Annotated in this window: 25 protein-coding genes; 10 read left to right on the top strand and 15 right to left on the bottom strand. The window is 63.8% G+C overall.

Annotation, left to right across the window (positions count from 1 at the left end; translation table 11 throughout):
- Nucleotides 1-208: 208 nt before the first annotated feature.
- On the bottom strand, nt 209-994 hold the full coding sequence (locus LB538_RS26620; RefSeq protein WP_224532644.1) for a helix-turn-helix domain-containing protein: 786 nt from the start codon (nt 992-994) through the stop codon (nt 209-211).
- A 113-nt stretch (nt 995-1,107) separates the two neighbouring features.
- Between LB538_RS26620 and LB538_RS26615 the strand changes: the two genes are divergently transcribed.
- Together LB538_RS26615 and LB538_RS26610 are read left to right on the top strand one after the other, a co-directional pair.
- Nucleotides 1,108-1,965 carry an ATP/GTP-binding protein gene (locus LB538_RS26615; RefSeq protein WP_224532642.1) on the top strand — a complete coding sequence of 286 codons (858 nt, stop codon included), beginning with the start codon at nt 1,108-1,110 and terminating at the stop codon, nt 1,963-1,965.
- Nucleotides 1,966-2,135: 170 nt separating this feature from the next.
- Nucleotides 2,136-3,062: a DMT family transporter gene (locus LB538_RS26610; RefSeq protein WP_224532638.1), complete on the top strand. Its 927-nt coding sequence runs from the start codon at nt 2,136-2,138 to the stop codon at nt 3,060-3,062.
- 9 nt (nt 3,063-3,071) lie between these two features.
- Here LB538_RS26610 and LB538_RS26605 read toward each other — a convergent pair whose 3' ends face one another.
- From LB538_RS26605 to LB538_RS26590, 4 genes are all read right to left on the bottom strand, one after another.
- Nucleotides 3,072-4,793: a SulP family inorganic anion transporter gene (locus LB538_RS26605; RefSeq protein WP_224532636.1), complete on the bottom strand. Its 1,722-nt coding sequence runs from the start codon at nt 4,791-4,793 to the stop codon at nt 3,072-3,074.
- Between the two features lie 133 nt (nt 4,794-4,926).
- Nucleotides 4,927-5,196 (bottom strand): helix-turn-helix domain-containing protein, encoded by a 270-nt coding sequence (locus LB538_RS26600; protein WP_095770123.1) that lies wholly within the window; start codon nt 5,194-5,196, stop codon nt 4,927-4,929.
- Between the two features lie 90 nt (nt 5,197-5,286).
- Complete coding sequence (locus LB538_RS26595) at nt 5,287-5,988, bottom strand: phosphatase PAP2 family protein (protein ID WP_224532635.1); 702 nt, start codon at nt 5,986-5,988, stop codon at nt 5,287-5,289.
- Nucleotides 5,989-6,006: 18 nt separating this feature from the next.
- Nucleotides 6,007-6,345, bottom strand: a complete 339-nt coding sequence (locus tag LB538_RS26590; RefSeq protein WP_140847158.1) for a hypothetical protein — start codon at nt 6,343-6,345, stop codon at nt 6,007-6,009.
- Nucleotides 6,346-6,597: 252 nt separating this feature from the next.
- Here LB538_RS26590 and LB538_RS26585 point away from each other — a divergent pair, with 252 nt between their 5' ends.
- The gene (locus LB538_RS26585) at nt 6,598-8,595 is read left to right on the top strand and encodes a PhoX family protein (RefSeq protein ID WP_224532633.1); all 1,998 of its coding nucleotides are present in this window, start codon (nt 6,598-6,600) and stop codon (nt 8,593-8,595) included.
- Between the two features lie 54 nt (nt 8,596-8,649).
- Here LB538_RS26585 and LB538_RS26580 read toward each other — a convergent pair whose 3' ends face one another.
- Both LB538_RS26580 and LB538_RS26575 read right to left on the bottom strand, forming a co-directional pair.
- Nucleotides 8,650-9,330 (bottom strand): GNAT family N-acetyltransferase, encoded by a 681-nt coding sequence (locus tag LB538_RS26580; RefSeq protein WP_224532632.1) that lies wholly within the window; start codon nt 9,328-9,330, stop codon nt 8,650-8,652.
- The gene (locus LB538_RS26575; protein ID WP_224532629.1) at nt 9,327-9,818 is read right to left on the bottom strand and encodes a MarR family winged helix-turn-helix transcriptional regulator; all 492 of its coding nucleotides are present in this window, start codon (nt 9,816-9,818) and stop codon (nt 9,327-9,329) included. Before LB538_RS26575 ends, LB538_RS26580 begins: the two co-directional genes overlap by 4 nt.
- Before the next feature lie 232 nt (nt 9,819-10,050).
- Between LB538_RS26575 and LB538_RS26570 the strand changes: the two genes are divergently transcribed.
- Nucleotides 10,051-11,088: a phosphatidylglycerol lysyltransferase domain-containing protein gene (locus LB538_RS26570; protein WP_224532628.1), complete on the top strand. Its 1,038-nt coding sequence runs from the start codon at nt 10,051-10,053 to the stop codon at nt 11,086-11,088.
- Between the two features lie 361 nt (nt 11,089-11,449).
- Here the strand turns inward: LB538_RS26570 and LB538_RS26565 are convergent, their stop codons facing one another.
- The 7 genes from LB538_RS26565 to LB538_RS26535 all read right to left on the bottom strand — a co-directional run bounded on the left by LB538_RS26565 (nt 11,450) and on the right by LB538_RS26535 (nt 18,922).
- Nucleotides 11,450-12,211 (bottom strand): ABC transporter permease, encoded by a 762-nt coding sequence (locus tag LB538_RS26565; RefSeq protein WP_140845276.1) that lies wholly within the window; start codon nt 12,209-12,211, stop codon nt 11,450-11,452.
- A complete protein-coding gene (locus LB538_RS26560; RefSeq protein WP_224532627.1) occupies nt 12,208-13,134 on the bottom strand; it encodes an ABC transporter ATP-binding protein in 927 nt (308 codons plus the stop codon). Before LB538_RS26560 ends, LB538_RS26565 begins: the two co-directional genes overlap by 4 nt.
- A gap of 615 nt (nt 13,135-13,749) precedes the next feature.
- Nucleotides 13,750-15,450, bottom strand: a complete 1,701-nt coding sequence (locus LB538_RS26555) for a phospholipase D-like domain-containing protein (RefSeq protein WP_224532626.1) — start codon at nt 15,448-15,450, stop codon at nt 13,750-13,752.
- Nucleotides 15,451-16,194: 744 nt separating this feature from the next.
- Entirely contained in the window at nt 16,195-16,929 is a 735-nt protein-coding gene (gene msrA, locus LB538_RS26550; RefSeq protein WP_224532625.1) for a peptide-methionine (S)-S-oxide reductase MsrA, read from the bottom strand.
- A 341-nt stretch (nt 16,930-17,270) separates the two neighbouring features.
- Entirely contained in the window at nt 17,271-17,594 is a 324-nt protein-coding gene (locus LB538_RS26545) for a hypothetical protein (RefSeq protein WP_224532624.1), read from the bottom strand.
- 86 nt (nt 17,595-17,680) lie between these two features.
- Complete coding sequence (locus LB538_RS26540; protein WP_224532623.1) at nt 17,681-18,373, bottom strand: DUF1223 domain-containing protein; 693 nt, start codon at nt 18,371-18,373, stop codon at nt 17,681-17,683.
- Nucleotides 18,374-18,550: 177 nt separating this feature from the next.
- Nucleotides 18,551-18,922 carry an endonuclease domain-containing protein gene (locus LB538_RS26535; RefSeq protein ID WP_224532622.1) on the bottom strand — a complete coding sequence of 124 codons (372 nt, stop codon included), beginning with the start codon at nt 18,920-18,922 and terminating at the stop codon, nt 18,551-18,553.
- A gap of 146 nt (nt 18,923-19,068) precedes the next feature.
- Between LB538_RS26535 and lepA the strand changes: the two genes are divergently transcribed.
- On the top strand, nt 19,069-20,874 hold the full coding sequence (gene lepA / locus LB538_RS26530; protein ID WP_095769428.1) for a translation elongation factor 4: 1,806 nt from the start codon (nt 19,069-19,071) through the stop codon (nt 20,872-20,874).
- Nucleotides 20,875-20,981: 107 nt separating this feature from the next.
- Nucleotides 20,982-21,656 carry a Panacea domain-containing protein gene (locus tag LB538_RS26525; protein ID WP_224532621.1) on the top strand — a complete coding sequence of 225 codons (675 nt, stop codon included), beginning with the start codon at nt 20,982-20,984 and terminating at the stop codon, nt 21,654-21,656.
- Between the two features lie 293 nt (nt 21,657-21,949).
- Here the strand turns inward: LB538_RS26525 and LB538_RS26520 are convergent, their stop codons facing one another.
- Nucleotides 21,950-22,207: a hypothetical protein gene (locus LB538_RS26520; RefSeq protein WP_224532620.1), complete on the bottom strand. Its 258-nt coding sequence runs from the start codon at nt 22,205-22,207 to the stop codon at nt 21,950-21,952.
- A 137-nt stretch (nt 22,208-22,344) separates the two neighbouring features.
- Here LB538_RS26520 and LB538_RS26515 point away from each other — a divergent pair, with 137 nt between their 5' ends.
- From LB538_RS26515 to LB538_RS26500, 4 genes are all read left to right on the top strand, one after another.
- Nucleotides 22,345-22,857, top strand: a complete 513-nt coding sequence (locus LB538_RS26515; protein WP_224532619.1) for a hypothetical protein — start codon at nt 22,345-22,347, stop codon at nt 22,855-22,857.
- Entirely contained in the window at nt 22,854-23,378 is a 525-nt protein-coding gene (locus tag LB538_RS26510) for a hypothetical protein (RefSeq protein ID WP_224532618.1), read from the top strand. The genes LB538_RS26515 and LB538_RS26510 overlap by 4 nt, the downstream gene beginning before the upstream one ends.
- Before the next feature lie 241 nt (nt 23,379-23,619).
- Complete coding sequence (locus LB538_RS26505) at nt 23,620-23,967, top strand: hypothetical protein (protein WP_140700776.1); 348 nt, start codon at nt 23,620-23,622, stop codon at nt 23,965-23,967.
- Nucleotides 23,968-24,098: 131 nt separating this feature from the next.
- Complete coding sequence (locus tag LB538_RS26500) at nt 24,099-24,470, top strand: endonuclease domain-containing protein (protein ID WP_224532617.1); 372 nt, start codon at nt 24,099-24,101, stop codon at nt 24,468-24,470.
- Nucleotides 24,471-24,593 lie beyond the last annotated feature (123 nt).

Here is a 24,593-nt window from a genome sequence, read left to right as displayed (position 1 = left end):
TCCCTCCTCGCCGGATATCCGCATGGAATCACCGATCCGATTCTGTGCAAAGCCCTTCTTGTGGGAGAAGGTGGCCGCGAAGCGGCCGGATGAGGGGTGCTCCAGCTTGGCCAACACGCTCGTTGGTCGCTGATGTCTCATTCCCTGGAACACCCCTCATCCGTCGCCTTCGGCGACACCTTCTCCCACAAGGGGAGAAGGGGCAGCGCTACGCCGGCAGCGCCCGTTTCTCCTTCGCCGCCCTGGCGCCCGCATCCCTCGGATGCGGCCCGATCGGCATGATCGCCGGAAACGGCGTCGCGCCGAAGGCGAAGGTCCACTTGTAGCCGGTGAGCTGGTCCTCGGGCGTGGTGTGCTGGTCGTGATGGGCAAGCAGCCTGGCACGTTCGGCGAGCTCGTCGGCCTCGCGGCGCAGCATTTCCGCCGTTTCGGGCCGCATCCGCCGGGAAAAGCTGATGAAGGTCGCGGCCTGCTCCATATGGCCGATCGCCCAGCCGATGAAGTTCTTGTTGGTCATCTCGAAATGCGGCTTCAGCGGCCCCTCGAAATCCCACTGGATCGGCGCGTCGACCAGTAGCCTTGCCGACAGGCCGCGCCCCAGCGCCACCAACCCGAGCTCCTCGAGGTCGCGCAGGTAGAGGAACATCGAAGCTTCGCTCAGGCCTTGCGAGCGCATGATGCCTTCGGGCGTGAACTTCTCCGACAGCATGACGAAGACGAAGAGCAGCGCCGGCCGCGCCGCCAGCCGGCGCTCGATCTCCGGCGCGATGCGGTTGGCCGGCCCCGGCCCGCGGTTCATCGCGCCGAGAACGTTCTCCAGCTCGACATCGGCGGCGGCGCAGATCTCCATCAGCCGGTCGAGCTTGCAGTTCTTCTCATGGAAGATGCGCTTCACCGTCGGCTCGGAAATGCCCATGCGCTTGGCCAGCGTCCGATAGGTCAGGCCCTTGGCCTTCAGCGTCCGTTTCAGCGCCTCGAAGATCGGACCGTTCATGGACTGCGCCTCATTCGTGCAAATTCGTATTGAACTGCGATACTAGTCCTGTTCCGGCTTCCCGGAAAGTATCGGAAAGCCTAGCTCTCGGCCGTCATCACAGGAGAGCATCCATGAAATATCTCATCGCTTCGGCCGCCTTCGCCGCCATCTCCGTCATGTCCGCCGCGCAGGCCGGCGAGCTCTGGCGCGCCGCCGGCTTCGAGCAGCCGGAATCGGCCCTTGTCGATGCCGCCCACAACCGCATCGTCGTTTCCAACATCGTCGGCAATCCCGGCGCGGCGGACGGCAATGGCTATTTGTCGCTGCTGTCGATGGACGGTAAGGTCCTCGCGCGTCACTGGGTGGAGGGCTTGGACGCACCCAAGGGCATGGCGATCGCCGGCGGCAGGCTCTACACCGCCGATATCACCAAGGTGCGCGTCGTCGATCTCGCCAGCGGCAGACTGGTCGAGACTATCGATGTGCCGGGCGCCGTGTTTCTCAACGACATGACCGCCGACAGTGCCGGCAAGGTCTATGTCAGCGACATGCTGGCCGACACGATCTACCGCATCGACGGCGACAGACCGGAGCTGTTCGTCAAGGATGCGCTGCTCGCCTCCCCCAACGGCGTCTTCGCCGATGGCGCCCAGCTGATCGTCGCGTCCTGGGGCAAAGGCATCAACAGGACCGATTTCAGCACCGCCGAGCCCGGCGGCCTGCTGTCCGTCGACCTTGCCACGAAGGAGATCACGCCGCTGCCCGGCGCCCAAAAATTCGCCGATCTCGACGGCGTCATCGCCATTGGCGACACCATCTACGCCACCGCCTACATGACCGGCACGCTCTACAGCTACAAGCCCGGCGGCGCGCCGGCGGTGGTAGCGACCTTCAAGCCGGGCAGCGCCGATATCGGCACGGACGGCAAGGCGGCCATCTATGTGCCGTTGATGGGCGAGGGCAAGGTCGCGGCGCTGTCCCTGGATTGAGCATGTCGCGGCGGAGAAGCATTGCAACGCCGGCGGGACAGCGTTTCGCATCTCGGCACTCAGCGATGAGGCGAGCTTTTCGCCTCGCCGCTCGATATTGGACCGCCATGTCGGTGCGGCTGCCATCTGGTTTCGCCGGCCGCTCCGGACTATTCGGCGGCAACCCTCATGTGAGCAAAGCCGTGAACACATCCAGCCTGAACGGCGCCGTTTCACCGACGATCCCGGTGCTCGCCTGCGCGCTGGCGATCTTCCTGCTGTCGGGCATGGATGCGGCGATGAAGTCGCTGGTCATCGCGGTCGGCGTCTACAATACGGTGCTATGGCGCAGCATGGTCGCGATCGTGGTCGCGGGCGCGGCCTGGTCGACGGGGCCACGCTCGAAACCGACCCTCCCGGTGCTCGGTCTGCATGCGCTGCGCGCGGTCATTGTCGGCATCGTCCTAGTCTCGTTCTTCTGGGGTCTCGCCAGGCTGCCGCTCGCCGAGGCCATAGGCCTGAGCTTCGTCGCGCCGTTGTTTGCGCTTTTCCTCGCCGCATTGCTGCTGGGCGAGCGCATAAGGCGGCAGGCGGTGTGGGCGTCGCTGGCCGGCATCGCGGGCGTCTTGATCATACTGGCCGGCCAGTTCGGGCAGGCAGGCCATTCGCAGGATGCGCTTTTGGGCACGGTCGCCGTGCTCGTATCGACGGTCTTCTACGGCTACAATCTGATCCTCGCCCGGCGACAGGCGCTTCTGGCCAAGCCGGTCGAGATCATGCTGTTCCAGAATATCTTCGTCGGGATCATCCTTGGTTGCGCAGCGCCTTGGCTTGCCGTCGCTCTGCCGAGAGAACTTTGGCTCCCCTTGGCAGGCGTGGCGATGCTGTCGCTCGCCGGCCAATTCCTGATGAGTTGGTCCTACGCCCGTGCCGAAGCGCAATATCTCATCCCGACAGAATACTCGGCCTTCATCTGGGCGATCGCGCTTGGCTGGTCCTTCTTCGGTGAGAAGGTGGCCTGGACCACGCTGGCGGGCGCATGTCTCATCGTCGCCGGCTGCCTGATCGCCGCACGAGCCAGCCCCAAGCTTGCCGAGCCGATCGAAGCGACGGTTTGAGCAGGGCGCCTACGCCGTCTCCGCTTTTCCGCCCAGTTGCGCCCGCGCGTCACGGATCGAGGCTGCATAGGTCACCAGCGGCCGCTTGACGCCATGGCTTATCAGGGTGCGCCTGACTTGCGACGAGGCGCCCGCGATGATGAAGCGTCCTCCGGCGCGCCTTGCGTTGTTCGCGGTGCTTTCGATGACGTTTGCCGCGGTCGAATCGAGGAAGGGCACCGCCGAGCAATCGAGGATGAAGTTCCTGCGCTGGTCGGCGATACGGTCCAGCACGGTCGCGATCGTTGCCGCAGCGCCGAAGAAGAACGCCCCCGATATGCGATAGATGACAGTATCAGGATCGGTGGCGGCGGCGAGGTCATAGGCAACGCGCCCGCCATTTGCGTCGTCGGCGCGGTCCTCCGTCACCGGCGGGACATGCGCCTCCACCTCGACCGAACGCGCCATCCGCCCGATGAACAGCAGAGCGCCCAGCGCAAAGCCGATCACGATGCCGGTGGTGAGGTCGCGGAAGATGACAAGTCCGAAAGTGACCAGAAGCACCAGGGCGTCGCCCCAGGACGATCGGATCAGCGCCAGGAAGGCGGGCTTCTCCACCATGTTCCAGGCCACCGTGGCCAGCACCCCGGCGAGCGCCGCCAGCGGGATGTAGCTGGCAAGCGGCGCAGCCACCAGCATGAACAGCAGCAGGAAGGCGGAATGGAATATTCCCGACAACGGTCCATGCGCGCCCGCGCGGATGTTGGTCGCCGTGCGCGCGATCAGTCCAGTCACGCAGATCCCGCCGAACAGCGCCGAGCCGATATTGGCGATGCCCTGTGCCACCAGTTCGCAGTTGGAGCGGTGCCGTCGTCCGGTCATACCGTCCGCGACCACGGCGGAAAGCAGCGATTCGATTGCTCCGAGCAGAGCGAAGGAAATTGCGTCGGGCACCACGGAGACGAGCTTCTGCGCATCCAGCGCCGGAAGAGCCGGATCCGGTAACATCCGCGGAATGCCGCCGAATTGCGTTCCGATCGTCTCTACGGGAAGACCGAGAAGCGTCGTCGCCAGCGAGGCCGCAGTCACCGCGATCAGGAGGCCCGGCCACGAAGGGCGCCAGCGCTTCATGGCCACGATGATCCCTATCGTCAGCGCGGCGAGCGCAATGGCCGCCGGATTTGCCGTTCGGGCCGCCTTGCCGAGCGCGATAAGCCGCGGCAGCAGGTCGCCTGGCTCCTTGCCTGGCAGCGTCAGGCCGAACAGGTCGTGCAACTGGCTGGACAGGATGATGATGGCGATGCCCGCAGTGAAACCCACCGTCACCGGATAGGGAATGAACTTCACATAGGCGCCGAGCCTGAGATAGCCGGCCGCGAGCAGGAAGACGCCGGCCATGAGCATTGCCAGGATCAGTCCGTCGACACCGTGCCGGTCGACCGTCGAGGCCACGACCACGATGAAGGCGCCGGCGGGCCCGCCGATCTGGAAACGGCTGCCGCCAAGCGTGCCGACGATGAAACCGCCGATGATCGCCGTAAACAGTCCGCGCTCGGGCTCCACATGCGAGGCGATCGCGATCGCCATCGACAGCGGCAACGCCACGATGGCGACTGTCAGGCCGGCGATCACATCCGCCCTCAGCTGCTTGAGGTGGTAGCCCTCGCGCAGCACCGTCACCAGCTTTGGTGTGAACAGCTCGGCGAAGGTCGGCCGTGCTTGGTGGTGAATTGCCCGCCGCGCCTGATCCATGAACTGCTTCCGCTCCACAGGGCGGCGGGATCGTCGGCTGGACGTCGGCGGTCGCCGTCGCGATAAAACCGTTGCGACGCCGCATCGCTGCCCGAAAACCGGCAACGGTTCCCGAGACGGACACGGTTGCGGCTCAGCCCTGCGGGTTCTGCGCCACGGTGGCCTTGAGGCGCACGCCCCTGCCGCCGCGTTCGCTGGTCTGGTTCTCGCCGATCAATTCCACCCCGACCTCATCGAGGGCATGGATGACCTTCATCAGCGTGTCAACGACGCCTCGCACGACGCCCTCGCTCGCTTCCATACGCTGTATCGTCGGAAGCGAAACGCCGGCGCGCTCGGCAAGCGTTCGCTGGTCGATACCGGCCAACGCCCTTGCGGCGCGCATCTGCGCAGCAGTGATCATCGGCCAGAACCTTTGTCTGAGTCTGCGATATCAATGGATAATACAAGCATAGTGATGTTTCAAGCGTCATTTATGTAGATGGGACATCGGTTATTCGCTATCCTTGACGACTTTGCGTCGCTGCAGCAGCCGCGCCGCAAGCCAGCACAGCATGGCCCAGGCAAAACCTGCGCACCAGCCTGCAAGCACGTCGGAGGGCCAATGCACTCCGAGATAGACGCGGCTGGCGCCGACCAGCACGGTGGTGAGCACAGCAAAGCCGAGCACGAAGACCTTGGTCGTCCGGTCCGGCAGGAAGCGGGCCGCCAGCGAGCCTAGCGTCAGATAGGTCACGGCCGACAGCATGGCATGCCCGCTGGGGAATGAGAGCGAGGTCTCGGTGACGAGATGCGAGACGAGATCGGGCCGCGGCCGGTCGACCTCGAGCTTGAGCAGGCTGGAGAGCGCTTGCCCGCCGGCGACGGCCGCGAACATGAACAGGGCTGTCGAGGGCCTGCGGATCAGGAGCAGATAGGCGATCGTCGCCGTCGTGATCAGCGCCAGCACGGCCGTGCTGCCCAGCGCGGTGATGTCGCGCACCGCGCCCTCCAGCCAAAGCGGGCCGATCGGGCTATCCGGCTGCCCGGCGCGGCGGAAGGCGAGCAGGATCTCCGTATCGAAGGTATGCGGCGTCGTGGCGCGCGCCACCTCCATGAGTTCCACCAGGCCCCACAGCCCGCCGGCGATCACCAGCCCAGCCAGCAGCACCGGGAATTCCAACCTGTTGAGGAGCGCGTTGGCGGTCGATTTCATTCGAGCCCTCAGGTCCAGCTACAGCCGCTGCATATAGGGCCCGAGCGTGATCAGCGCGACCGCGGCGATCGCCAGCACCATGCCGATCGCCTGCAAGGCATTGAGCCGTTCGCCGAAGAAGGCGAGCGCCACGACATTGACCGCGACGAGCTGGATCACCGCCGATAGGCTGAACGATACCGACATGCCGAACTCGCGCACCAGTCTCAGCATGATCAGATTGCCGGCCGAGTAGAGCGCCAGCGTCAAAAGGAGCTTGGCCAAGCTCGGCGCCATCCCCCATTGCTTGGCCGCCGTCGCCGCCAGCAGGAATATCACGGTCGAAATGCCGAGCTGCGCCAGTCCCCAGAAACTCACCTTGCCGTCCCTTTTTTGAAGCGCCGTCGCCACGCCGGCCAGCCCTTGTTTCCGAAGCGGGCGATGCCGTCAAGCTGACCGCAGCGAAGCGCAGGCGCTCAAGGGACTGAAGCCGGGTGTCGCAAAAGCCGCCGCGAGCCGGCAAACAACTATTGCGGTTCTATCACGGCAGTGTCACGAAAATGTGATGGGCGCGCTTTAGGGGTCGAAAGGTCAAAATCCCCAGCCACTCAGAAGCCAGAGGACAAACTCATGACCGTGACCCCTGAGACCCGTTTCCGGACCAGCCAGCTCGAGGAAAATGACGGCCCGCCGGTCAACCCGACCGACAACAGCACCATGGGCGAGATCATCGCCGCGCGTTTCTCGCGCCGCGGCTTTCTCATGGGTTCGCTGGCCGTGTCGGCCATCGCCGCCACCGTCAGCCCGCTGGCGCTGATTGCGGCCGACGAGGCGCGCGCCGCTGAGGCTTCGGCCTTCAAGTTCGACGAGCTCGAAGCCGGCATCGACGACAAGCACCATGTCGCGCCCGGCTATGACGCCGACGTGCTGTTGCGCTGGGGCGATCCGCTGTTTGCCGATTCCCCCGACTTCGATCCGCTGAAGCAGTCGGCCGAAGCCCAGGCAAGACAGTTCGGCTACAACAACGACTATGTCGGCTATATTCCGATCGACGGCTCGGCCGAGCACGGCCTTTTGGTCGTCAACCACGAATACACCAACCCGCATCTGATGTTCCCCGGCATCGTCTCGGTCGTCGAGAAGGACGGCAAGAAGAAGGCCGAGGTGGCGCCGCTCTCGAAGGAGCAGGTCGATGTCGAGATGGCCGCGCATGGCGGCACCATCGTCGAGATCCGCAAGCAAGGCGGCAAATGGCAAGTGGTGCGCGACGGCAAGCTCAACCGCCGCATCATGTCGACCACCGAGATGGCGCTGTCCGGCCCGGTCGCCGGCCATGACCGCGTCAGGACCAATGCGGACCCGTCCGGCACCAAGGTCTTCGGCACGCTCAACAATTGCGCCGGCGGCGTCACGCCCTGGGGCACCTATGTGATGGCCGAGGAGAACATCCACGGCTATTTCTCGGGCGAATTGCCGGAGGGTCACAAGGAAGCCGCTAATTACAAGCGCCTCGGCATTCCGGAAGGCGCTTATGAGTGGGGCGCGCATTACGACCGCTTCAACCTTGCCAAGGAGCCGAACGAGCCCAATCGCTTCGGCTGGATCGTCGAGGTCGACGTCAACGATCCGAACTCGGTGCCTAGAAAGCGCACCGCCATGGGCCGCTTCAAGCATGAGGGTGCCGAGTCGATCGTCGCCAAGGACGGCCGCGTCGTTTTCTATCTCGGCGACGACGAGCGCTTCGACTATATCTACAAATTCGTCACCGCCGGCACGTTCAACCCCAATGACCGCGCCGCCAACATGAACCTGCTCGACGACGGCACGCTGCATGTCGCCAAATTCGCCGAGGACGGCTCGGTCGAATGGATGCCGATCGTTTTCGGTCAAGGCCCGCTGACGGCGGAGAACGGTTTTGCTTCCCAGGCCGACGTTCTCATCGAGACGCGCCGCGCCGCCGACCTGCTCGGCGCCACCAAGATGGACCGGCCGGAGGACATCCAGCCCAATGCCGGCAACGGCAAGGTCTATGTCATGCTGACCAACAATTCCAAGCGCAAGGCCGAGCAGGTCGACGCCGCCAATCCGCGCGCCGAGAACGCTTTCGGCCACATCATCGAGATCGTCGAGGACGGCGGCGATTTCGCCGCCACCAAGGGCAAATGGGAAGTGCTGTTGAAATGCGGCGATCCGTCCGTTGCCGATGTCGGCGCCACTTTCTCGACCGCGACCACCGCCCATGGCTGGTTCGGCATGCCGGACAATTGCGCCGTCGATTCCGCCGGGCGCCTGTGGGTCGCCACCGACGGCCAGGGCCCGAAGGCCACCGGCCGCACCGACGGCCTCTGGGCCGTCGATACCGAGGGTGCCGCGCGGGCAACGTCGAAACTGTTCTTCCGCGTGCCGATCGGCGCCGAAATGTGCGGTCCGCTGTTCGCGCCCGACGACCAGACGGCTTTCGTCGCCGTCCAGCACCCGGGCGACGGTGGCGAGGACTGGGAAGGGTTCGGCCGCCCGTCCTATTACGAGGACCCGTCGACCCGCTGGCCGGACTTCAAGCCGGACATGCCGGTGCGGCCGTCCGTCGTTGCGATTACGAAGCAGGGCGGCGGCAAGATCGCGGTGTGACCTCTTGTAGCTGAGACGTCGAGAGGGAGGATTTCGATCAAATCCTCCCTTTCGTCACTCCGCGCGTTGGACCATGGCCATGTTCATCTTGCTTCTCAAGCGGAAGCCGATGGACTCGTAAAGCCTGATCGCCGCAGCGTTGCTGTCATAGGCGTGCAGGTATGGAACCTCGCCGCGTGCCGCGATCCGGCCGGCGACGAACACCGACAGCAGGCGGGCAAGGCCGCCGCCGCGGAAATCCGGATGTGTGCACACGCCGCTGAGCTCGCTGTAGCCGGGCTGCTTCATGCGCTCGCCGGCCATCGCCGCCAGCCGGCCGTCGATCCTGATGCCCCAGAAATCGCCGAGGCTCAGCGCCTCCAGCGTGAAAGGGCCGGGCCTGGTAAGAGACGCGAGCGCCAGCATTTCCGCCGCGTCCCTTTTTGTCAGCTGCCGGATGCGCTCATCGGACGCCGATGGCATCGGCGCTTCGGCGATCATCTGCACCAGCGGCGCTGCCGAGATCGCGGAAATTTCCGGCGGCAGGGCGATCTCATCCGCCTGGACCAGGATGGCTGTTTCGCCCGGCGGGAGAAGCCCGGCCAGCGCCCGCAAGCTGTCCGCATCGTTGGCGGCAGTGGCAGCGAAGGGCACGATCGACGGACGATATCGCCTGGCAAGGTCGCCGCCTTCGGCGAAAGCCTGGTGCCGCGTGGCAAGCGCGCTCCAGATGGGGCGGTCGAGAACATGTTTCATGATGCGGCCAGTTTGGCGTTTTCGGCGCGGCGATGGAGCGGTGTTGCGGCCAGACGATCCTCGATTGCCGCAAGTTGGCCGAGCAGCGGCCCGGAAAGATCGGCGCACAGATCCGCCACGGCATTTTCGATGCTCGGCCAGATGTCCCGCTTGGCCTGGTCGACCAGCCGCCTGCCGTTGCGGCTCAGCGAAACGATCCTGCGCCGCTGGTCTTCTTCCGAGGGGTTGACCTCGACAAGCCCCAGCTCAGCAAGCAGCGCCACGCTGCGTGTCACGCCCGGTTGCGCAACGCCCAGAGATTGCGCCAGCTCGCCGACCGGCAGCGGGCCCAACCTGTCGAGCGCGGCGAGCAGCGGGTACTGGCTCGACTGGATGCGCATGTCCAGGCGGTCGAGCACGCGCTGCGTGTCGGCCTGCAACTGCTCGCCTATACGCTTCATCCGGCTGCCGAGGCACAGAAAGCCGAGGGATCGGAGAACGTCTTCCATAATAGCCCAGCCATATATCGATAACTCGATATATAACATTACATGGAAATATCAACCCGATTTTGCATGTCCGTTGCGGCAGCCGATGGGCGATTCGGACGCTTTCGGGTATTGGCCCTTCATTCGCGGCCGATTGCATCCTATATCGCGCTGACGCGACGCGGCCGGCGGCGGTCGCCAGCGATTCGCGACCTGAGGGCGGCAGGTCATCCATTCTTGGCACGCGGAGCTCATGGCGCCCCTGCGCATCTATTTCGACAGGCTTCTCGACGCCGTGGCACCCAAGGTCCCGCGACGCGACCTGACGGACGACGAACGCCTGGCGCTGGTGCGCCGTTACGGCGATTTCTCGCTCGCCTATTCGACGGCGGTGCAGCAGAAACTGTCCTATTTCAGCGATGGCGACGGCTACATCGCCTTCGGCACCAAGATGAGCCGTCATTTCGCGCTTGGCGATCCGGTGGCGGACCCGGCCGACCGTCCGGCCTATATCAAGCGCTTCGTCGAGGCCGCAGGCAGCCCCTGGTTCGTCCAGGTCGGCGCCGACACGGCCAAGGTGCTCGCCGGCCTCGGCTACCAGGTCAATCGCCTCGGCATCGACACCAGGCTGCCGCTGCCTGCGCATGATTTTTCCGGCAAGCGCAACGAGACCGTGCGCTATTCCGAGCGCTGGCTGACGAAGAAGGGTTTTACCCTCGCCGAGGACAAGGGCGACGGGCTGCAGGACGAGATCAAGCAGCTTTCCGCCGACTGGCGCAAGGAGCGCATCATCAAGCGCTGGGAAATGGGGTTCCTCAACCGTCGTTTTTCCGAAGAGATCGGCGCCGACATGCGCCGCTTCCTCCTGCACGGACCTGAAGGCCGGCTTCTCGCCATCCTCGACTTCGATCCGTTGTTTCGCGACGGCAAGGTCATCGGCTACACCACCTCCTTCAAGCGCAAACAGGTCGACGCGACGCCACATGCCGAGATCGGCCTGACCAAATTCGCGGTCGACCGCTTTCGCGAGGAGGGCGTCTCACAGGTGACGCTCGGCCTCTCGCCGCTGCTCGACATCGAGCCGAGCGGGTTCGCCGAATCGAGCTTCTGGCGCGGCACCTTCCAGCGCGCCTACAACTCGCCCTGGGTCAACCGCTCGCGCTTCAACCTGCAGGGCCAGGCGGCCTTCAAGCGCCGCTTCCATGGTATCGAGGAGCCGACCTATATCGCGTTCCGCAAAGGGACCTTCGTGGAAATGCTGGGCCTGCTGCGGCTGATCAAGGCGGTTTAGAGCAGGCTCTTTCCTCGCCCCGCTTGGTCTACGCTATGCACACATCTTCTGTGACTGGCGTGACTGATCGACCTGAGGCTTGATTGCCACGTGGTTCCCCCAATCCGTCGCTGCTTCGCAGCGCCACCTTTCCCCCCTCCGGAGGGAAAGGAAGGGAGCCTTGCTGGACGAGCGTTGAAAGCTTGGCGCCTTTCCTCTCCCCCGTCGATCGGGGGAGAGGTGGCTCGGCGAAGCCGAGACGGAGTGGGGGTCGACCAGCGCTACGTTGGACAATGCTTGCGCCAAGCTGCCGTGCACGCTATCGCCAAAGGCCAGCTGCTCGGAATATGTGCATAGCGTAGCCATGGGGAGAGGAACTCCGTCAGTTTCTCAACCGGTAGCCGGTTTTAAATATCCAAGCGACGATCGCGATGCAGATGGCCAGGAACATCACCGTCATGCCGAGGCTGACGCCGACCGAGACGTCGGCCTTGCCATAAAAACTCCAGCGGAACCCGCTGATCAGGTAGACGACCGGATTGAACAGCGTGATCGTCTTCCAGATGCCGGGCAGCATGTGGATCGAATAGAAGCTGCCGCCGAGGAAGGTGAGCGGCGTGACGATGAGCAGCGGCACCAGCTGCAGCTGCTCGAAGGTCTTTGCCCAGATGCCGATGATGAAGCCGAACAGGCTGAAGGTCACCGCGGTCAGCACCAGGAAGGCGATCATCCAGAATGGGTGCTCGATCCTGAGCGGCACGAAAAGCGCCGCGGTGGCCAGGATGATCAGGCCGAGCATGACCGACTTGGTCGCGGCACCCCCGACATAGGCGATAATGATTTCCAGGTAGGAGACCGGCGCCGACAGGAGCTCATAGATCGAGCCGACGAATTTCGGGAAATAGATGGCGAAGGAGGCGTTGGAGATCGACTGCGTCAACAGCGACAGCATCATCAGCCCCGGCACGATGAAGGCGCCATAGGCGATGCCGTCGATCTCGGTGATGCGTGAGCCGATGGCCGAGCCGAAGACGACGAAATAGAGCGATGTCGAGATGACCGGCGAGATGATGCTCTGCAGCACCGTGCGGAAGGCGCGCGCCATCTCCACCCGGTAGATCGCCCATACCGCACGCAGGTTCATGGCTCTTGCCTCAGAAGATTGACGAAGATCTCTTCGAGCGAGCTGTTCTTGGTGTCGAGGTCGCGGAACTGGACGCCGGCCGCCTCGAGGTCGCGGATCAGCGAAGCGACGCCCGGACGGTCGCTCTGGTTGTCATAGGTGTAGGTGAGCTGGTTGCCGTCGTCCGACAGCTCCAATGAATAGTGCGACAGGCCGTCCGGAACGGCGGCAAGCGGCGCGCGCAGCTCCAGATTCATCTGCTTGCGGCCGAGCTTGCGCATCAGCTCGGCCTTGCCCTCGACCAGGATGATCTCGCCCTTGTTGATGACGCCGACGCGGTCGGCCATCGCTTCGGCCTCTTCGATGTAATGCGTGGTGAGGATGATGGTGACGCCGTCCTCGCGCAGCCGCCGCACCATCGCCCACATGTCCTGGCGCAATTCGACATCGACACCGGCCGTCGGCTCGTCGAGGAACAGCACGCGCGGCTCGTGCGACAGCGCCTTGGCGATCATCAGCCGGCGCTTCATGCCGCCGGACAGGGTGATCGCTTTGGAATCCTTCTTGTCCCACAGCGAGAGGTCGCGCAGCACTTTCTCGACGAAGGCCGCGTTGGGCGCCTTGCCGAACAGGCCGCGGCTGTAGTTCACCGTGGCCCAGACCGTCTCGAAGGCGTCGATAGTGAGCTCCTGCGGCACCAGCCCAATCAGGCTGCGCGCGGCGCGGTAGTCGCGGCCGATGTCGTGGCCGCCCACCGTGACAGTGCCCGACGAGCGGTTGACGATGCCGCAGACGATCGAGATCAGCGTCGTCTTGCCGGCGCCGTTGGGCCCGAGCAGCGCGAAGATTTCGCCGCGCTCGATGTCGAGATTGATTTCCTTCAGCGCCTTGAAGCCGGTGGCATAGGTTTTCGTGACACCGGAGATCGAGATGATGGATGACATGCTGAAATACGGCCGGCTGGAAAGGTGATCTCATATAGGTCGGATGCCGCCGGGTGCAACTGTCAATCGCCGCTGCTGCTGACAGTTCTGGACAGGGAGCGCCCAACTGGCGGCCCTTGCCAGACCAGGTATACCGGCCTCGGCGACTGGAGCGCCGCCGCCCACGACAGATTCTTTCTCCCCATTTACGCCACGGCATGCACACAAGCGGCTGGTCTTTGGCGATAGCGTGCATGGCAGCTTGGCGCATGCATTATCTTATGCAGCGCTGGTCGACCCCCACTCCGTCTCGGCTTCGCCGAGCCACCTCTCCCCCGATCGACGGGGTAGAGGAAAGGCACGCCAAGCTTTTTGCCGTCAACGCCCCTCCAGCAACGCTCCCTTCCTTTCCCTCCGGAGGGGGAAAGGTGGCGCTGCGAAGCAGCGACGGATTGGGGGAACCACGTGGCAATCAAGCCTCGGCCTGACCAGTCGCGCCAGGAGAAATGCCCGACAGGGCAATGAGGGGCGGCGCTGACCTGTCAGGCAGTTATGGGTCGGCGGTTAGCCGCAGATGCCGGCGCTGCCCCTCATCCGCCCGTCGGGCACCTTCTCCCCGTGAAACGGGGAGAAGGACTAACCCTGCGTCCAGAACGCGATCTCCTGCGCCTTGGTCCTGAGCTCGGTCTTCAGCCACTGGTCGTCGTCGTCGAGATAGCTCCACGGCGTCCTGCCTTGGGCCCGCATCTCGCGGATGTAGGAGCGGTAGCGGTAGTGGCTGTAGACCGACATCGCGTAGGTGGCATAGGCGGCGGCAAGCTTCCTGTGGCCGCGCACGATCACCAGGTTCTCGTCGTTCTTCTCGCTCGCCGGCGCCGAGAAATTGTGGCTGCCGGTCACCACCACGCAGTCGTTCGAATGCGGGTCGGTCACCAGGATCTTCGAGTGCACGATGGCGTGGCCGATCTGCGACAGGAAGCTCCGCCGGTTGACTTCGGCGATCCACGGCCCGAGCGGCGCGTCGAGGCCCTGCGGCTGCGCCACCGCGTAGCGGTCGGGCGTGAATTTCCGGTCGCTGCTCACCAGGTCGATATCGAGGAAATTCTGCTCGGTGCCGCCCTCCTCCGCGCTCAGCGTCGAGACCACACCGCGCACATACATGCCCTTTTCCCTGGCACGCTGGCCGGCCAGCGTGTGCAGCCCCTGCTTGCCCGGCGTGAACATCAAGAACAGCACCGCCTGTTTGGCCGAGGCGATGACGTCGCGCAGCGCCGCCATGTCGGCGCCATCCGAGGTGCGGGTGAACCACACCGTCGTCTTGGCGGTCCCGACCGTAAAAGTCTTGGGCGCGTCGTTGTCCGCCATCAGCGCCGGCGTGAAATTGGCCGGGTCGGTCTTGGGCGGCGAGGCGTCCTTCAACAGGTCCCAATGCTTGCGGAAATGCGCCGCGACCGCCGCGTCCTCGATCAGCAAGCCGTTGTTGACCTGCGTGCACAGGCCGGTCGTGCTCCAGTTGGTGCTGCCGGTCCACGCCATCTTCGGCTCGCCGTCCTTGGACACGACGACGAATTTGTTGTGGCCAAGGCCTTTCGATTTCAGCATCCGGTCGATGGTCGCGATGCCGTGGTCGTTGAGGTTCTTACGCGCCTCCTTGTTGCCGTCGCCGCTTTTGTCGGAGCCGTTGGCGAGGATGAGATGGAGCCGCGGCCCGAGCCCGATCAGCGCCGTCTCCAGCGTCGCGTCGCCGAGCTCGTAGAGCGCGGCATGCAACTCGTCGCCGGCGACCTGCGTCAACCCGACCATGCGCAGCCCGAGATCGCCTTCGAGGAAAGCCCGGAATTTTGCGTCGCCATTGGTCTGCAGGCTCTTCTTGAAGGCCGCGGGCGACAGCTTGTTCTTGGCCATGTAGCGGGCGACGAATTGCGACAGAACCAGGCCGCGGTTGAAGTAGCAGGAAAAGCCGCCGCCGGCGTCGGTGGCGAGCGTCGCCCAGTCCGTCCAGTCGCTCGACACGCCCTTGGTCAGCGGCTTGCCGGGTCCGGCGCTCATCATCGCTGTCACCCGGTAGCGCACGACATTGCCGACATCGGCGGCATGGTCGGTCCAGTTGAAGCGCTGGAAGGGCCAGACATCCGACGGCCTGTGGTCGCCCGATTTCGGCTTGTCCTTGGTGAAGCCGACGCGATTCTCCACCGGCTCGATCCTCTCGCTCGCCCCGGCCTTGCGGCCGCGCTCGAGCAGAAAACCCCGGCATCCGGCGATGAAGTCGCTCGGCGCCCAGGCGACGAAGGCGTCGTCGCCATTGGTGTAGACGGAGACTTTTATGTCGATGGCCATCTGTCGTTCCTCCCCATCCGTCGTTGTTCCCGAAGCGCGGCCGGCATGCCCGGCCCAACAATGCAGCCAACAAGAATCCGCCCCGGAAGCAGCGCTCCGGATCAGCTGAAACAGAATTTTCAAAAGAGTGACGGCGATGATTATGTGGCGGCAGAAGATCGGATGTCAATGTTTTGCAGCGTCAAGTATAATTCTATGAACTGCTTCACATTGTGTTCTGTTTTGCCAGCAAAACAAAGGGCGGATGGCTTCGTCAACCGAAAGTGCGAACCTCGGAGATTGGCGCAAGCCCCTCAACGTCGTCATTCCAGGGCGGAGCAGCCGTGAAGCGGCGTCGCGGCGACCCTGGAATCCGTGCCGTGACCTTGATCGAAGGATGCAGCCGGGCAGAATTCCGCACCGTTGCGGCGCTCATTGATCACGGAATGGATCCTCGGGTCTGCGCGCGTCGCTTCGCTCCTTGCTCCGCCCGTGGATGACGAAGGCCGGGCCGTGTTGGCCAATCGCCAAGGCATGCCGCCTGCCCACGCGGACACATACCCCAGCTTCGTCATTCCAGGGCGGAGCAGCCGCGAAGCGGCGTCGCGCAGACCCTGGAATCCATGCCGTGACCTTGGTCGAAGACTGCAGCGGAGCAGAATTCTGCACCGCCGTAGCGCTCGGACGGCACGGAATGGATCCTCGGGTCTGCGCGCGTCGCTGCGCTCCTTGCTCCGCCCGTGGATGACGACGAGCGGGTGTCGCTCAGCTCTTGCTGGAGGCCAGCACAAGCACCGGCTTCTCGCTGTAAAGCTTGGGGAACAGCGCCTTCAAATTCTCGATCTTGGGCAGGTCGTTGTAGACGATATAAGGATAGGTCGGGTTCAGCGTCAGGAAGTCCTGATGGTAATCCTCGGCCGGATAGAAGGTCTTGCCGGTTTCGAGCGTGGTGACGATCGGCTTGCCGAACACCTTGGCCTTGTCGAGCTGGGCGATGTAGCTCTCCGCGACCTTCTTCTGCTCGTCGTTCTCTGCGAAGATCGTCGAGCGGTATTGCGTGCCCCGGTCCGGCCCCTGGTAGTTGAGCTGCGTCGGATTGTGCGCGACCGAGAAATAGACCTGCAGCAGCTGGCCGTAGGTGACCTTCGACGGGTCGTAGGTGATCTCGACGGATTCGGCGTGCCCCGTGCGGCCGGTGCCGACGACTTCATAGACGGCGTTTTCGGCGCTGCCGCCGGTATAGCCGGACACCGCCTTGCTGACGCCCTTGACGTGCTGGAACACGCCCTGCACGCCCCAGAAGCAGCCGCCGGCGAAGATCGCCTTTTCGGTGCCGCTCGCCGCCTTCTCGTCAATCGCTGGCGGCGGGATCACCACCGCGTCCTCGGCCGAGCGGGCCGGTGTCTGCCACAGGGCCGCTGCCGCGCTGAGCACCAGCGCCGCCAGCGCACCTTTGGCAAGGAATGGCCGCTGCGCGGCTTTCTTTTCAATGCCGGTCATGTTGGGTCTCCTTGTTGTTGTTCCATTATATACGAACACAGCCGCGAAGCGGTTCTCACTTTGATGTGCGGCGGTGTGTAACCGCCGACGGCGCTCCCCCTCTCCGTCTCGGCTTTGCCGAGCCACCTCTCCCCCGCCTTTGGCGGGGGCGAGGAACCCAGGCTTGCAAAAGCCGCGCCCTCGGTGATTGGCGTTTCCTCGCCTTCGGCAGCTGGCATTTCCTCGCCCCCGCAAAGCGGGGGAGAGGTGGATCGGCGCGCAGCGCCGAGACGGAGCGGGGGCTGCGCTGCCCTGTGCGATTGCCTCGCAGGCCGGCGACGCAGGCGGATCGCCAGCTCACCCTACTGAGCGGTGGTGTCCGCTGGCTTCATGGCATCCGTCGAAGGCTTCATTGCGTCGGTGGCGGGCTTCATCGCATCCGCCGGCTTCATAGCATCCGTTGCCGGCTTCATCGCCTCGGTGCTCATCGCGTCGGGTTTCATGGCATCGGCGGGCTTCATCGCGTCCGTCGCCGGCTTCATCGCGTCCGCCGGCTTCATGGCGTCGGTCGCCATCGCATTGGCGGGCTTCATCGCATTGGCCGTGCCGTCGGCGCGGGCGCCGGCGACGAAGACGGATGCGGAAAGCGCGAAGGCCAGCGCCGGCAGCGTGAGGAACTTGGTCATGGGTGGTCTCCTTGGGTTTGGCGCGCGCATGCGGGCCCTGGTGAAGCGTTGCCGCTGATGCGGCCCCGCGCGAAGGGGAAAAAAGGTCAGTTGGCGGCCGCGGCCAGGATCGGTCCGCCGCCTGGCGCCTGAACCAGCACCGCGGTGCTCAAGCCCCCGGCGGCTGCCGGCAGCGGCAGCGTCGTCGCCGTGCCGTTCCAGCTGCCGAGCTTGGTCAGCGCATGCACGACATTGGCGTGCGGCAGCGTGCGGCCGGTGTTCTCGCCGCGCGCCACCGGCACCTCGACGACACCTCTTGTGTAGCGCACCAGCCAGATATCGGCGCCGCCGCCCGGCGCCTTGCCGGCGCCGATGCTGACCTTGTCCTGCCCAAGCGAAAGCTCCGGGCCCTGCGTGCGGCCGCCTTTGGCGATCAGGCTCTGGATCTCGCCCGGCGCGGCGCCCACGCCGTCGCTCCTGCCGTTCACCACCACTTGCGGCGTGAACGGCCCGTCACGGCCGAGCGACGGCTCGTAGGTCACCTGGCGTTCCGTGAATTCCTTGCGGCCGAACGTGTCCTTCCAGCCGAGATAGTCCCAGTAGGTGACGTTGAACGACAGCGCCAGCACGCCCGGCTGGTCCTTGACCTTGATCAGGTTGGCATTGGCCGGCGGGCAGGACGAGCAGCCCTGGCTGGTGAACAGCTCGACCACAGTGAGGGGCTGCGCGGTCGCCGCGCCCATCGTGGCCGCCAGCATCGCGCCGGCGAGCAGGGCCATCCTTGTTGTCGATCCGGTCATGGGAAGCAGTCTCCGTTGCGGGGTCATGCTTCATTTCGTCGGAGTGGAGAGGTTCGTTACAGCTTCACCGGTTTGTGATGTGGAGCATTTCCCTTCTCCCCTTGTGGGAGAAGGTGGATCGGCGCGCAGCGCCGAGACGGATGAGGGGTGCTCCAGCGGAGTGAGACCTCTACCCGCTCACCGCCAGGGCTGCAGGCTGGTATCCTTCACATAGGCGATGATCGTATCGCAGACGCCGCTCATATCTTTCAGGATATCGTCGTTCCAAAAGCGCAAGATCCGAAATCCTCTCGCGTTCAATTCAGCTCCGCGGGCCAAATCCGATTCCGAGTCCCCGTGCTGGCTACCATCCAGCTCGACGATGAGCCGCGCCTCGAGACAAGCGAAATCGGCGACGTATTTTCCAATGGGCACCTGCCGGCGAAACTTGATCCGATCGAGCCTGCGGTCGCGCAATTCCTGCCACAGCTTGTGCTCAGCCTCCGTCATCTCACGGCGGAGCGTCCGGGCAAAGCTGCGTTTGGCTTGGGTGACGGGCTGGTGCGGCATTGCGCCAGACTAGCTGGCCGCTGAGTTCCGTCCAACACCCCTCATCCGTCTTGGCGCTGCGCGCCGATCCACCTTCTCCCACAAGGGGAGAAGGGAAAAAGGCGTTCCGCTTGCCCCTCAACCCCGCCCCTGCTAAAGCCCGCCGCATGACGACGCCCCTCGACCATATCCGCAATTTCTCCATCGTCGCCCATATCGACCATGGCAAATCCACGCTTGCCGACCGGCTGATCCAGCTCACCGGCACGCTGGAGGAGCGCGATATGAAGGAGCAGGTGCTGGACTCGATGGATATCGAGCGCGAGCGCGGCATCACCATCAAGGCCCAGACCGTTCGGCTCAACTACCGCGCCAAGAACGGCGAGGATTATGTGCTGAACCTCATCGACACCCCCGGCCATGTCGACTTCGCCTATGAGGTGTCGCGCTCCTTGGCCGCCTGCGAGGGCTCGCTGCTGGTGGTCGACGCCTCCCAGGGCGTCGAGGCGCAGACGCTGGCCAATGTCTACCAGGCCATCGACAACAATCACGAGATCGTCGTGGTGCTGAACAAGGTCGACCTGCCGGCGGCCGAGCCCGAGCGCATCCGCGAGCAGGTGGAGGAGGTGATCGGCCTCGACGCCTCCAATGCGGTGCTGATCTCGGCCAAGACCGGGCTTGGCGTGCCCGACGTGCTGGAGGCGATCGTCCATCAGCTGCCGCCGCCGCGCGAGGGCGACATCGCCGCGCCCCTGAAGGCCATGCTGGTCGATAGCTGGTACGACGCCTATCTCGGCGTCATCGTTCTGGTGCGCATCATCGACGGCGTGATGAAGAAGGGCCAGACCATCCGCATGATGGGCACCGGCGCGAAATACCTCGTCGAGCGCACCGGCGTGTTCAAGCCGGCCCGCGTCAATGTCGACGAGCTCGGCCCCGGCGAGTTCGGCTTCTTCACCGGCTCGATCAAGGAAGTGGCCGACACCCGCGTCGGCGACACCATCACCGAGGACCGCCGCCCGACGCAAAAGGCGCTGCCCGGCTTCAAGCCGGCGCAGCCGGTGGTGTTCTGCGGCCTGTTCCCGGTCGACGCCGCCGATTTCGAGGATTTGCGCGCCGCCGTCGGCAAATTGCGCCTCAACGATGCGAGCTTCTCATACGAGATGGAAACCTCCGCCGCGCTCGGCTTCGGCTATCGCTGCGGCTTCCTCGGCCTGCTGCATCTGGAGATCATCCAGGAGCGGCTGGAGCGCGAGTTCAACCTCGACCTCATCGCCACGGCGCCGAGCGTGGTTTATCGCCTGAATCTCAACGACGGCTCGGTGAAGGAACTGCACAACCCGGCCGACATGCCCGACGTGGTCAAGATCGCCTCGATCGAGGAGCCGTGGATCCGCGCCACCATCCTGACGCCCGACGACTATCTCGGCGGCATCCTGAAGCTTTGCCAGGACAGGCGCGGCATCCAGGCCGATCTCTCCTATGTCGGCAAACGCGCCATGCTGACCTACGACCTGCCGCTCAACGAGGTGGTCTTCGATTTCTACGACCGGCTGAAGTCGATCTCCAAGGGCTACGCCTCCTTCGACTATCACCTGACCGACTATCGCGAGGGCGACCTGGTCAAGATGTCGATCCTGGTCAACGAGGAGCCGGTCGACGCTTTGTCCATGCTGGTGCACCGCACGGCTGCGGAAAAGCGCGGCCGCGCCATGTGCGAGAAGCTGAAGGAGCTAATCCCGCACCATCTGTTCAAGATCCCGATCCAGGCCGCAATCGGCGGCAAGGTCATCGCCCGCGAGACCATCTCGGCGCTGCGCAAGGACGTCACCGCCAAGTGCTACGGCGGCGACGTGACCCGCAAGCGCAAGCTGCTCGACAAGCAGAAAGAGGGCAAGAAGCGGATGCGCCAGTTCGGCAAGGTGGATATCCCGCAGGAGGCGTTTATCCAGGCGCTGAAGATGGGCGATTGAGGGGCGGGCTTGCTGGCGGGGCCGGAGGTTACAGGGCAGGCTTCTTTGAAGGGAAAGCTTACCTAACCGATTGATAAGAATCGAGAAATCTATTGCGAATCAATAACTTGCAGATCAAGGCGTTTTCGCCTATACTTAGCGATATGAGCAGCGCGAAAATCAATTTCAGCCGCGACAAACTGCGAGCGGCGGTCTTGCATGTCATAGGACAGTGCAAGCCTGACCGGTTGGGCGCTGTAAAGCTACACAAAGTTCTTTACTATTCAGACATGCTGACCTTTCTCGATACCGGTCAGCCGGTCACGGGAGCAGAGTATCGAAAGCGCCCTTTTGGGCCTACCTGCGATGCAGTCCTATCGGTGCTGGATGAACTTGCCCGCACTGGAGATGTGTCGATCGAGAGGGTCGATTATCACGGGTTTTTGAAAAAGCAGTTCAAGCTCAACGGCAGCCCAGATACAAACCAGCTTAGCGCCGATGAAAAAACTACGCTAAATGAGATGGTGGATTTTGTTTGCAATAACAATTCCGCCAAAACCATAAGCGACTTTTCCCACGACATGGTCTGGGAGATGGTGGAGTTCGGCGACATCATTCCGTATCATAACGCGATTCATTTGATTCCCAATATTGCTTCTCCTGATGCTGTGGCATGGGGTGAGGCTGAAGCGGAAAAGATTGCAGGTCATAGATCGAAATCCCAGAACTCGCCCTTGGCGGGTATTGATTCAGGAGCTTTTCGATCGCGCTTGGTCGAATTGTCTCGACGAAGGTCGGTATGATATCGACGATCTGATAGATTTGTTTTCAAGCATTGAGGACGGTCTGGGGTTTAATCCCTACGCCGTGGGAACCCCCCATCCAGCCCTCAACGCTATCGGTCTTTGGACTTTTAACAGTCCGCCGCTGGCGCGCATCCCGATGGTCTATGTCCTGTACGAAATCATACCCGAAGCGAAAACAGTTCTCCTATGGGCGGCACGCTTTCCATAGCGGAAGTGATCGCAGCTGTTTCAGCACTCTCGCCAACCTGTTGGCTTGTAGCAAAGCGGTGAGGTTGGAGCTGTGCTATGCCTTAATTAGCAACGGCCATTAGCGCTTGAGCGGCAATCGCCAGACCTGCAAACAACGCTGCAAGAGAATTTATGCGCGCGACCCGGTTGTTTCTGAAGACCATGAATTTACCCGGTTCAATCTGGAGTGCGATATCCCCATCGCCCCCTCTGTTATCAAGGCTCTTTACGGTCTCTATCGAGAAATAGCTCGATGCCCACCAAAGGGCAGCGCTTATCAACCCACATCCCAGTGCGGTCCAAGTCAGAATAGTGATCATTTGCTCACCGATGATTTGTTTCGCAGGAGAAAATCAGACGTAGAGCTCGGCGGCAAGACAAACACGAGCAGCTGAGGCTCACCCTTCACCATCCTCCCAGCCCGTTGTATCCTCCCTCCGGCTTGGGGAGACATCGCATGCGCTCCACCTCGGACACCGTCGCCGCAATCGGCCTCGCCATCGGCGGCGCTTTTGGCTTGGCGGGCACTTTCGTTGCCAGCGACGCGCTGCGCGAGACGGTCTGGACGATCGATGGCGTGGGCATCGTCGTCGCCACGGCGCTGCTGACGATGAAATACCAGCGGCTCGGCAATGATCTCGTCGCGGCCGGGTTCCTGACTTTCCTGGCCGGCGAGAGCCTGCTTCTGGCCGGCAATGCGGCGGGCCTGCAGGCCTCAGTGCCCTCCTATGCCGGCGGAATCGCGCTGTGGGCGGCGGGGCTGGTCATGGTCAGCGCGCAGGCCACTTTCGCGCTGTGGATGCGGCTCACGGCCTCCGTCGCCGCTGCGCTCTTCGCCGTCTCGGTCGTCATGATCCTGTGGGGCGCGCCGCTTTTGCCCACCTCGGCGCCGCTGCCGGCGCTCGGCTATCCGTTCCTGGTGCTGACCTTCATCGGCTGGATCTGGACTTTGCTGAAGCCGCAGCGTTGAGCGCGAAGGCGATGGCCGCGCCGCTCGAAATCCGCAACAGCCCGTCGGGAAAGATCCTGCCCGCCGTCGGGCCGTTCCTGCTCGGCGGCATTTTCGGCTTCGGCGCGCTGCAGGGCGTGGCTTCGGGGGCGAACAGCGGGCATGTGCTGTGGATCGCGCTGCTCGGCGCCGCCTGCCTGGGGCTTGGCGCCTTCATCGCGCGCGGCGCTTTCGACAGTTCGGCCAAGGTGGTTCTGGACAGCCAAGGTTTCAGCGATGCTCGCGCCGGCGACGTGCTGGTGCCATGGAGCAAGGTGCGGAGCGTGCGGCTCGCCGCCGGCGGCAAAGGCGCGGCGATGCTCAATTTCGAGCTCACCGAGGAGCCGCCCGACGCAATCCGCTATTCCTCCGCCAACGCCTTCGGCCTGATGCCCTTCGGCCGGAACATCGTGCATATGGAAATCTCGTCGCTCGACGTGCGGGGAGAGGAGATTGTGGATGCGGTGAAGACATTCGCGCCGCATGTGGTGGTCAAGCGCTGACTTCCCCTTCTCCCCCTGTGGGAGAAGGTGGCCGCGAAGCGGCCGGATGAGGGGTGTTGGAAGGAATGAGGCATCGGCGATTGGGTACAATGCGCCGCTTGCAACGAACGGCCTCGCCAAGCTGGAACACCCCTCATCCGTCTCGGCGCTACGCGCCGAGCCACCTTCCCCCACAAGGGGGGAAGGGGAGGTCGCGCCCCGTCTCAACCCGTGCTCTACTTCCCTCCCGGGGGACCTCGCCATGATTCGCGCTCTGCTCGCCTTCCTTCTCCTCAGCACCCCGGCCTTCGCCGCCGACATGTCCGTCTTCGTGCGCAACCAGCGTTCGGACGGCGTCGCGGTCGAGCTGTTCAGCCGTGACAGCCAAAAAGTCTGGCCGGGCGACGACAAGGTGTTCCTCATCCGCCCGAAGGCACGGAAATCCGTGCCGATCTCTTGCGAGCCGGGCGAGCATATCTGCTGGGGCGCCTGGGTGAACGGCGACGATTCCGTCACCGCCGGCGTCGGCCCCGACAACGACCAGCCCTGCGACACCTGCTGCTTCATCTGCACCGAGCATTCCACAGAGACGGTGGATCTGGCCGAGTAGTGGAGCGCTTCCCCTTCTCCCCCTGTGGGAGAAGGTGGCTCGGCGCATAGCGCCGAGACGGATGAGGGGTGCTCCAGCGGAGTGAGGCGCCGGATATTTGAGCGGGCACCAACATTGGCTAATCTTCCGCCATGCCGCACCAACCCGTAACCCCGGCCAAACGCAATTTCGCCCGGTCGATGCGCCGCGAGCCGACAGAGGCGGAAGACCGCTTATGGCACGAATTGCGCGGCCGGCGACTGGACAATATCAAGTTCAAGCGGCAGGTGCCGATAGGCAGGTTCGTCGCGGATTTCCTCTGCGCCGAGGCAAAACTCATCGTCGAAATCGACGGCAGCCAGCATGCGGAGTCGCTCCGTGATCTGGAGCGCGACGCCGCATTGAAGGCGAGAGGCTTTCGCGTGCTGCGGTTCTGGAACGATGATGTGCTGAAAGAGCTGGATGCGGTCTGCGATACCATTATTGCGTATGTGAAAGATAAGAGTTTGCAGCCCTGGCGGTGATGCCACCGGGCGTCTTCGCCAAGCTGGAACACCCCTCATCCGTCTCGGCGCTGCGCGCCGAGCCACCTTCTCCCACAAGGGGAGAAGGGGAAGTCCCCCAAATTCCGTCAGCCATTTTCGCCG

It is taken from the genome of Mesorhizobium sp. Ca11 (assembly GCF_020165275.1).
Lineage (GTDB): Bacteria > Pseudomonadota > Alphaproteobacteria > Rhizobiales > Rhizobiaceae > Mesorhizobium.
This window is presented reverse-complemented; position numbering and strand designations above follow the sequence as displayed.

Excerpts from the sequence above, each read along its gene's own strand:
- lepA (WP_095769428.1), top strand. The coding sequence starts at position 19,069 with ATGACGACGCCCCTCGACCATATCCGCAATTTCTCCATCGTCGCCCAT.
- LB538_RS26615 (WP_224532642.1), top strand. The coding sequence starts at position 1,108 with ATGAAATATCTCATCGCTTCGGCCGCCTTCGCCGCCATCTCCGTCATG.
- LB538_RS26595 (WP_224532635.1), bottom strand. The coding sequence starts at position 5,988 with ATGAAATCGACCGCCAACGCGCTCCTCAACAGGTTGGAATTCCCGGTG.
- LB538_RS26555 (WP_224532626.1), bottom strand. The coding sequence starts at position 15,450 with ATGGCCATCGACATAAAAGTCTCCGTCTACACCAATGGCGACGACGCC.
- LB538_RS26620 (WP_224532644.1), bottom strand. The coding sequence starts at position 994 with ATGAACGGTCCGATCTTCGAGGCGCTGAAACGGACGCTGAAGGCCAAG.
- LB538_RS26560 (WP_224532627.1), bottom strand. The coding sequence starts at position 13,134 with ATGTCATCCATCATCTCGATCTCCGGTGTCACGAAAACCTATGCCACC.
- msrA (WP_224532625.1), bottom strand. The coding sequence starts at position 16,929 with ATGACCGGCATTGAAAAGAAAGCCGCGCAGCGGCCATTCCTTGCCAAA.
- LB538_RS26570 (WP_224532628.1), top strand. The coding sequence starts at position 10,051 with ATGGCGCCCCTGCGCATCTATTTCGACAGGCTTCTCGACGCCGTGGCA.
- LB538_RS26520 (WP_224532620.1), bottom strand. The coding sequence starts at position 22,207 with ATGATCACTATTCTGACTTGGACCGCACTGGGATGTGGGTTGATAAGC.
- LB538_RS26540 (WP_224532623.1), bottom strand. The coding sequence starts at position 18,373 with ATGACCGGATCGACAACAAGGATGGCCCTGCTCGCCGGCGCGATGCTG.
- LB538_RS26605 (WP_224532636.1), bottom strand. The coding sequence starts at position 4,793 with ATGGATCAGGCGCGGCGGGCAATTCACCACCAAGCACGGCCGACCTTC.
- LB538_RS26575 (WP_224532629.1), bottom strand. The coding sequence starts at position 9,818 with ATGGAAGACGTTCTCCGATCCCTCGGCTTTCTGTGCCTCGGCAGCCGG.
- LB538_RS26535 (WP_224532622.1), bottom strand. The coding sequence starts at position 18,922 with ATGCCGCACCAGCCCGTCACCCAAGCCAAACGCAGCTTTGCCCGGACG.
- LB538_RS26500 (WP_224532617.1), top strand. The coding sequence starts at position 24,099 with ATGCCGCACCAACCCGTAACCCCGGCCAAACGCAATTTCGCCCGGTCG.
- LB538_RS26600 (WP_095770123.1), bottom strand. The coding sequence starts at position 5,196 with ATGATCACTGCTGCGCAGATGCGCGCCGCAAGGGCGTTGGCCGGTATC.
- LB538_RS26585 (WP_224532633.1), top strand. The coding sequence starts at position 6,598 with ATGACCGTGACCCCTGAGACCCGTTTCCGGACCAGCCAGCTCGAGGAA.
- LB538_RS26515 (WP_224532619.1), top strand. The coding sequence starts at position 22,345 with ATGCGCTCCACCTCGGACACCGTCGCCGCAATCGGCCTCGCCATCGGC.
- LB538_RS26505 (WP_140700776.1), top strand. The coding sequence starts at position 23,620 with ATGATTCGCGCTCTGCTCGCCTTCCTTCTCCTCAGCACCCCGGCCTTC.
- LB538_RS26545 (WP_224532624.1), bottom strand. The coding sequence starts at position 17,594 with ATGACCAAGTTCCTCACGCTGCCGGCGCTGGCCTTCGCGCTTTCCGCA.
- LB538_RS26580 (WP_224532632.1), bottom strand. The coding sequence starts at position 9,330 with ATGAAACATGTTCTCGACCGCCCCATCTGGAGCGCGCTTGCCACGCGG.
- LB538_RS26565 (WP_140845276.1), bottom strand. The coding sequence starts at position 12,211 with ATGAACCTGCGTGCGGTATGGGCGATCTACCGGGTGGAGATGGCGCGC.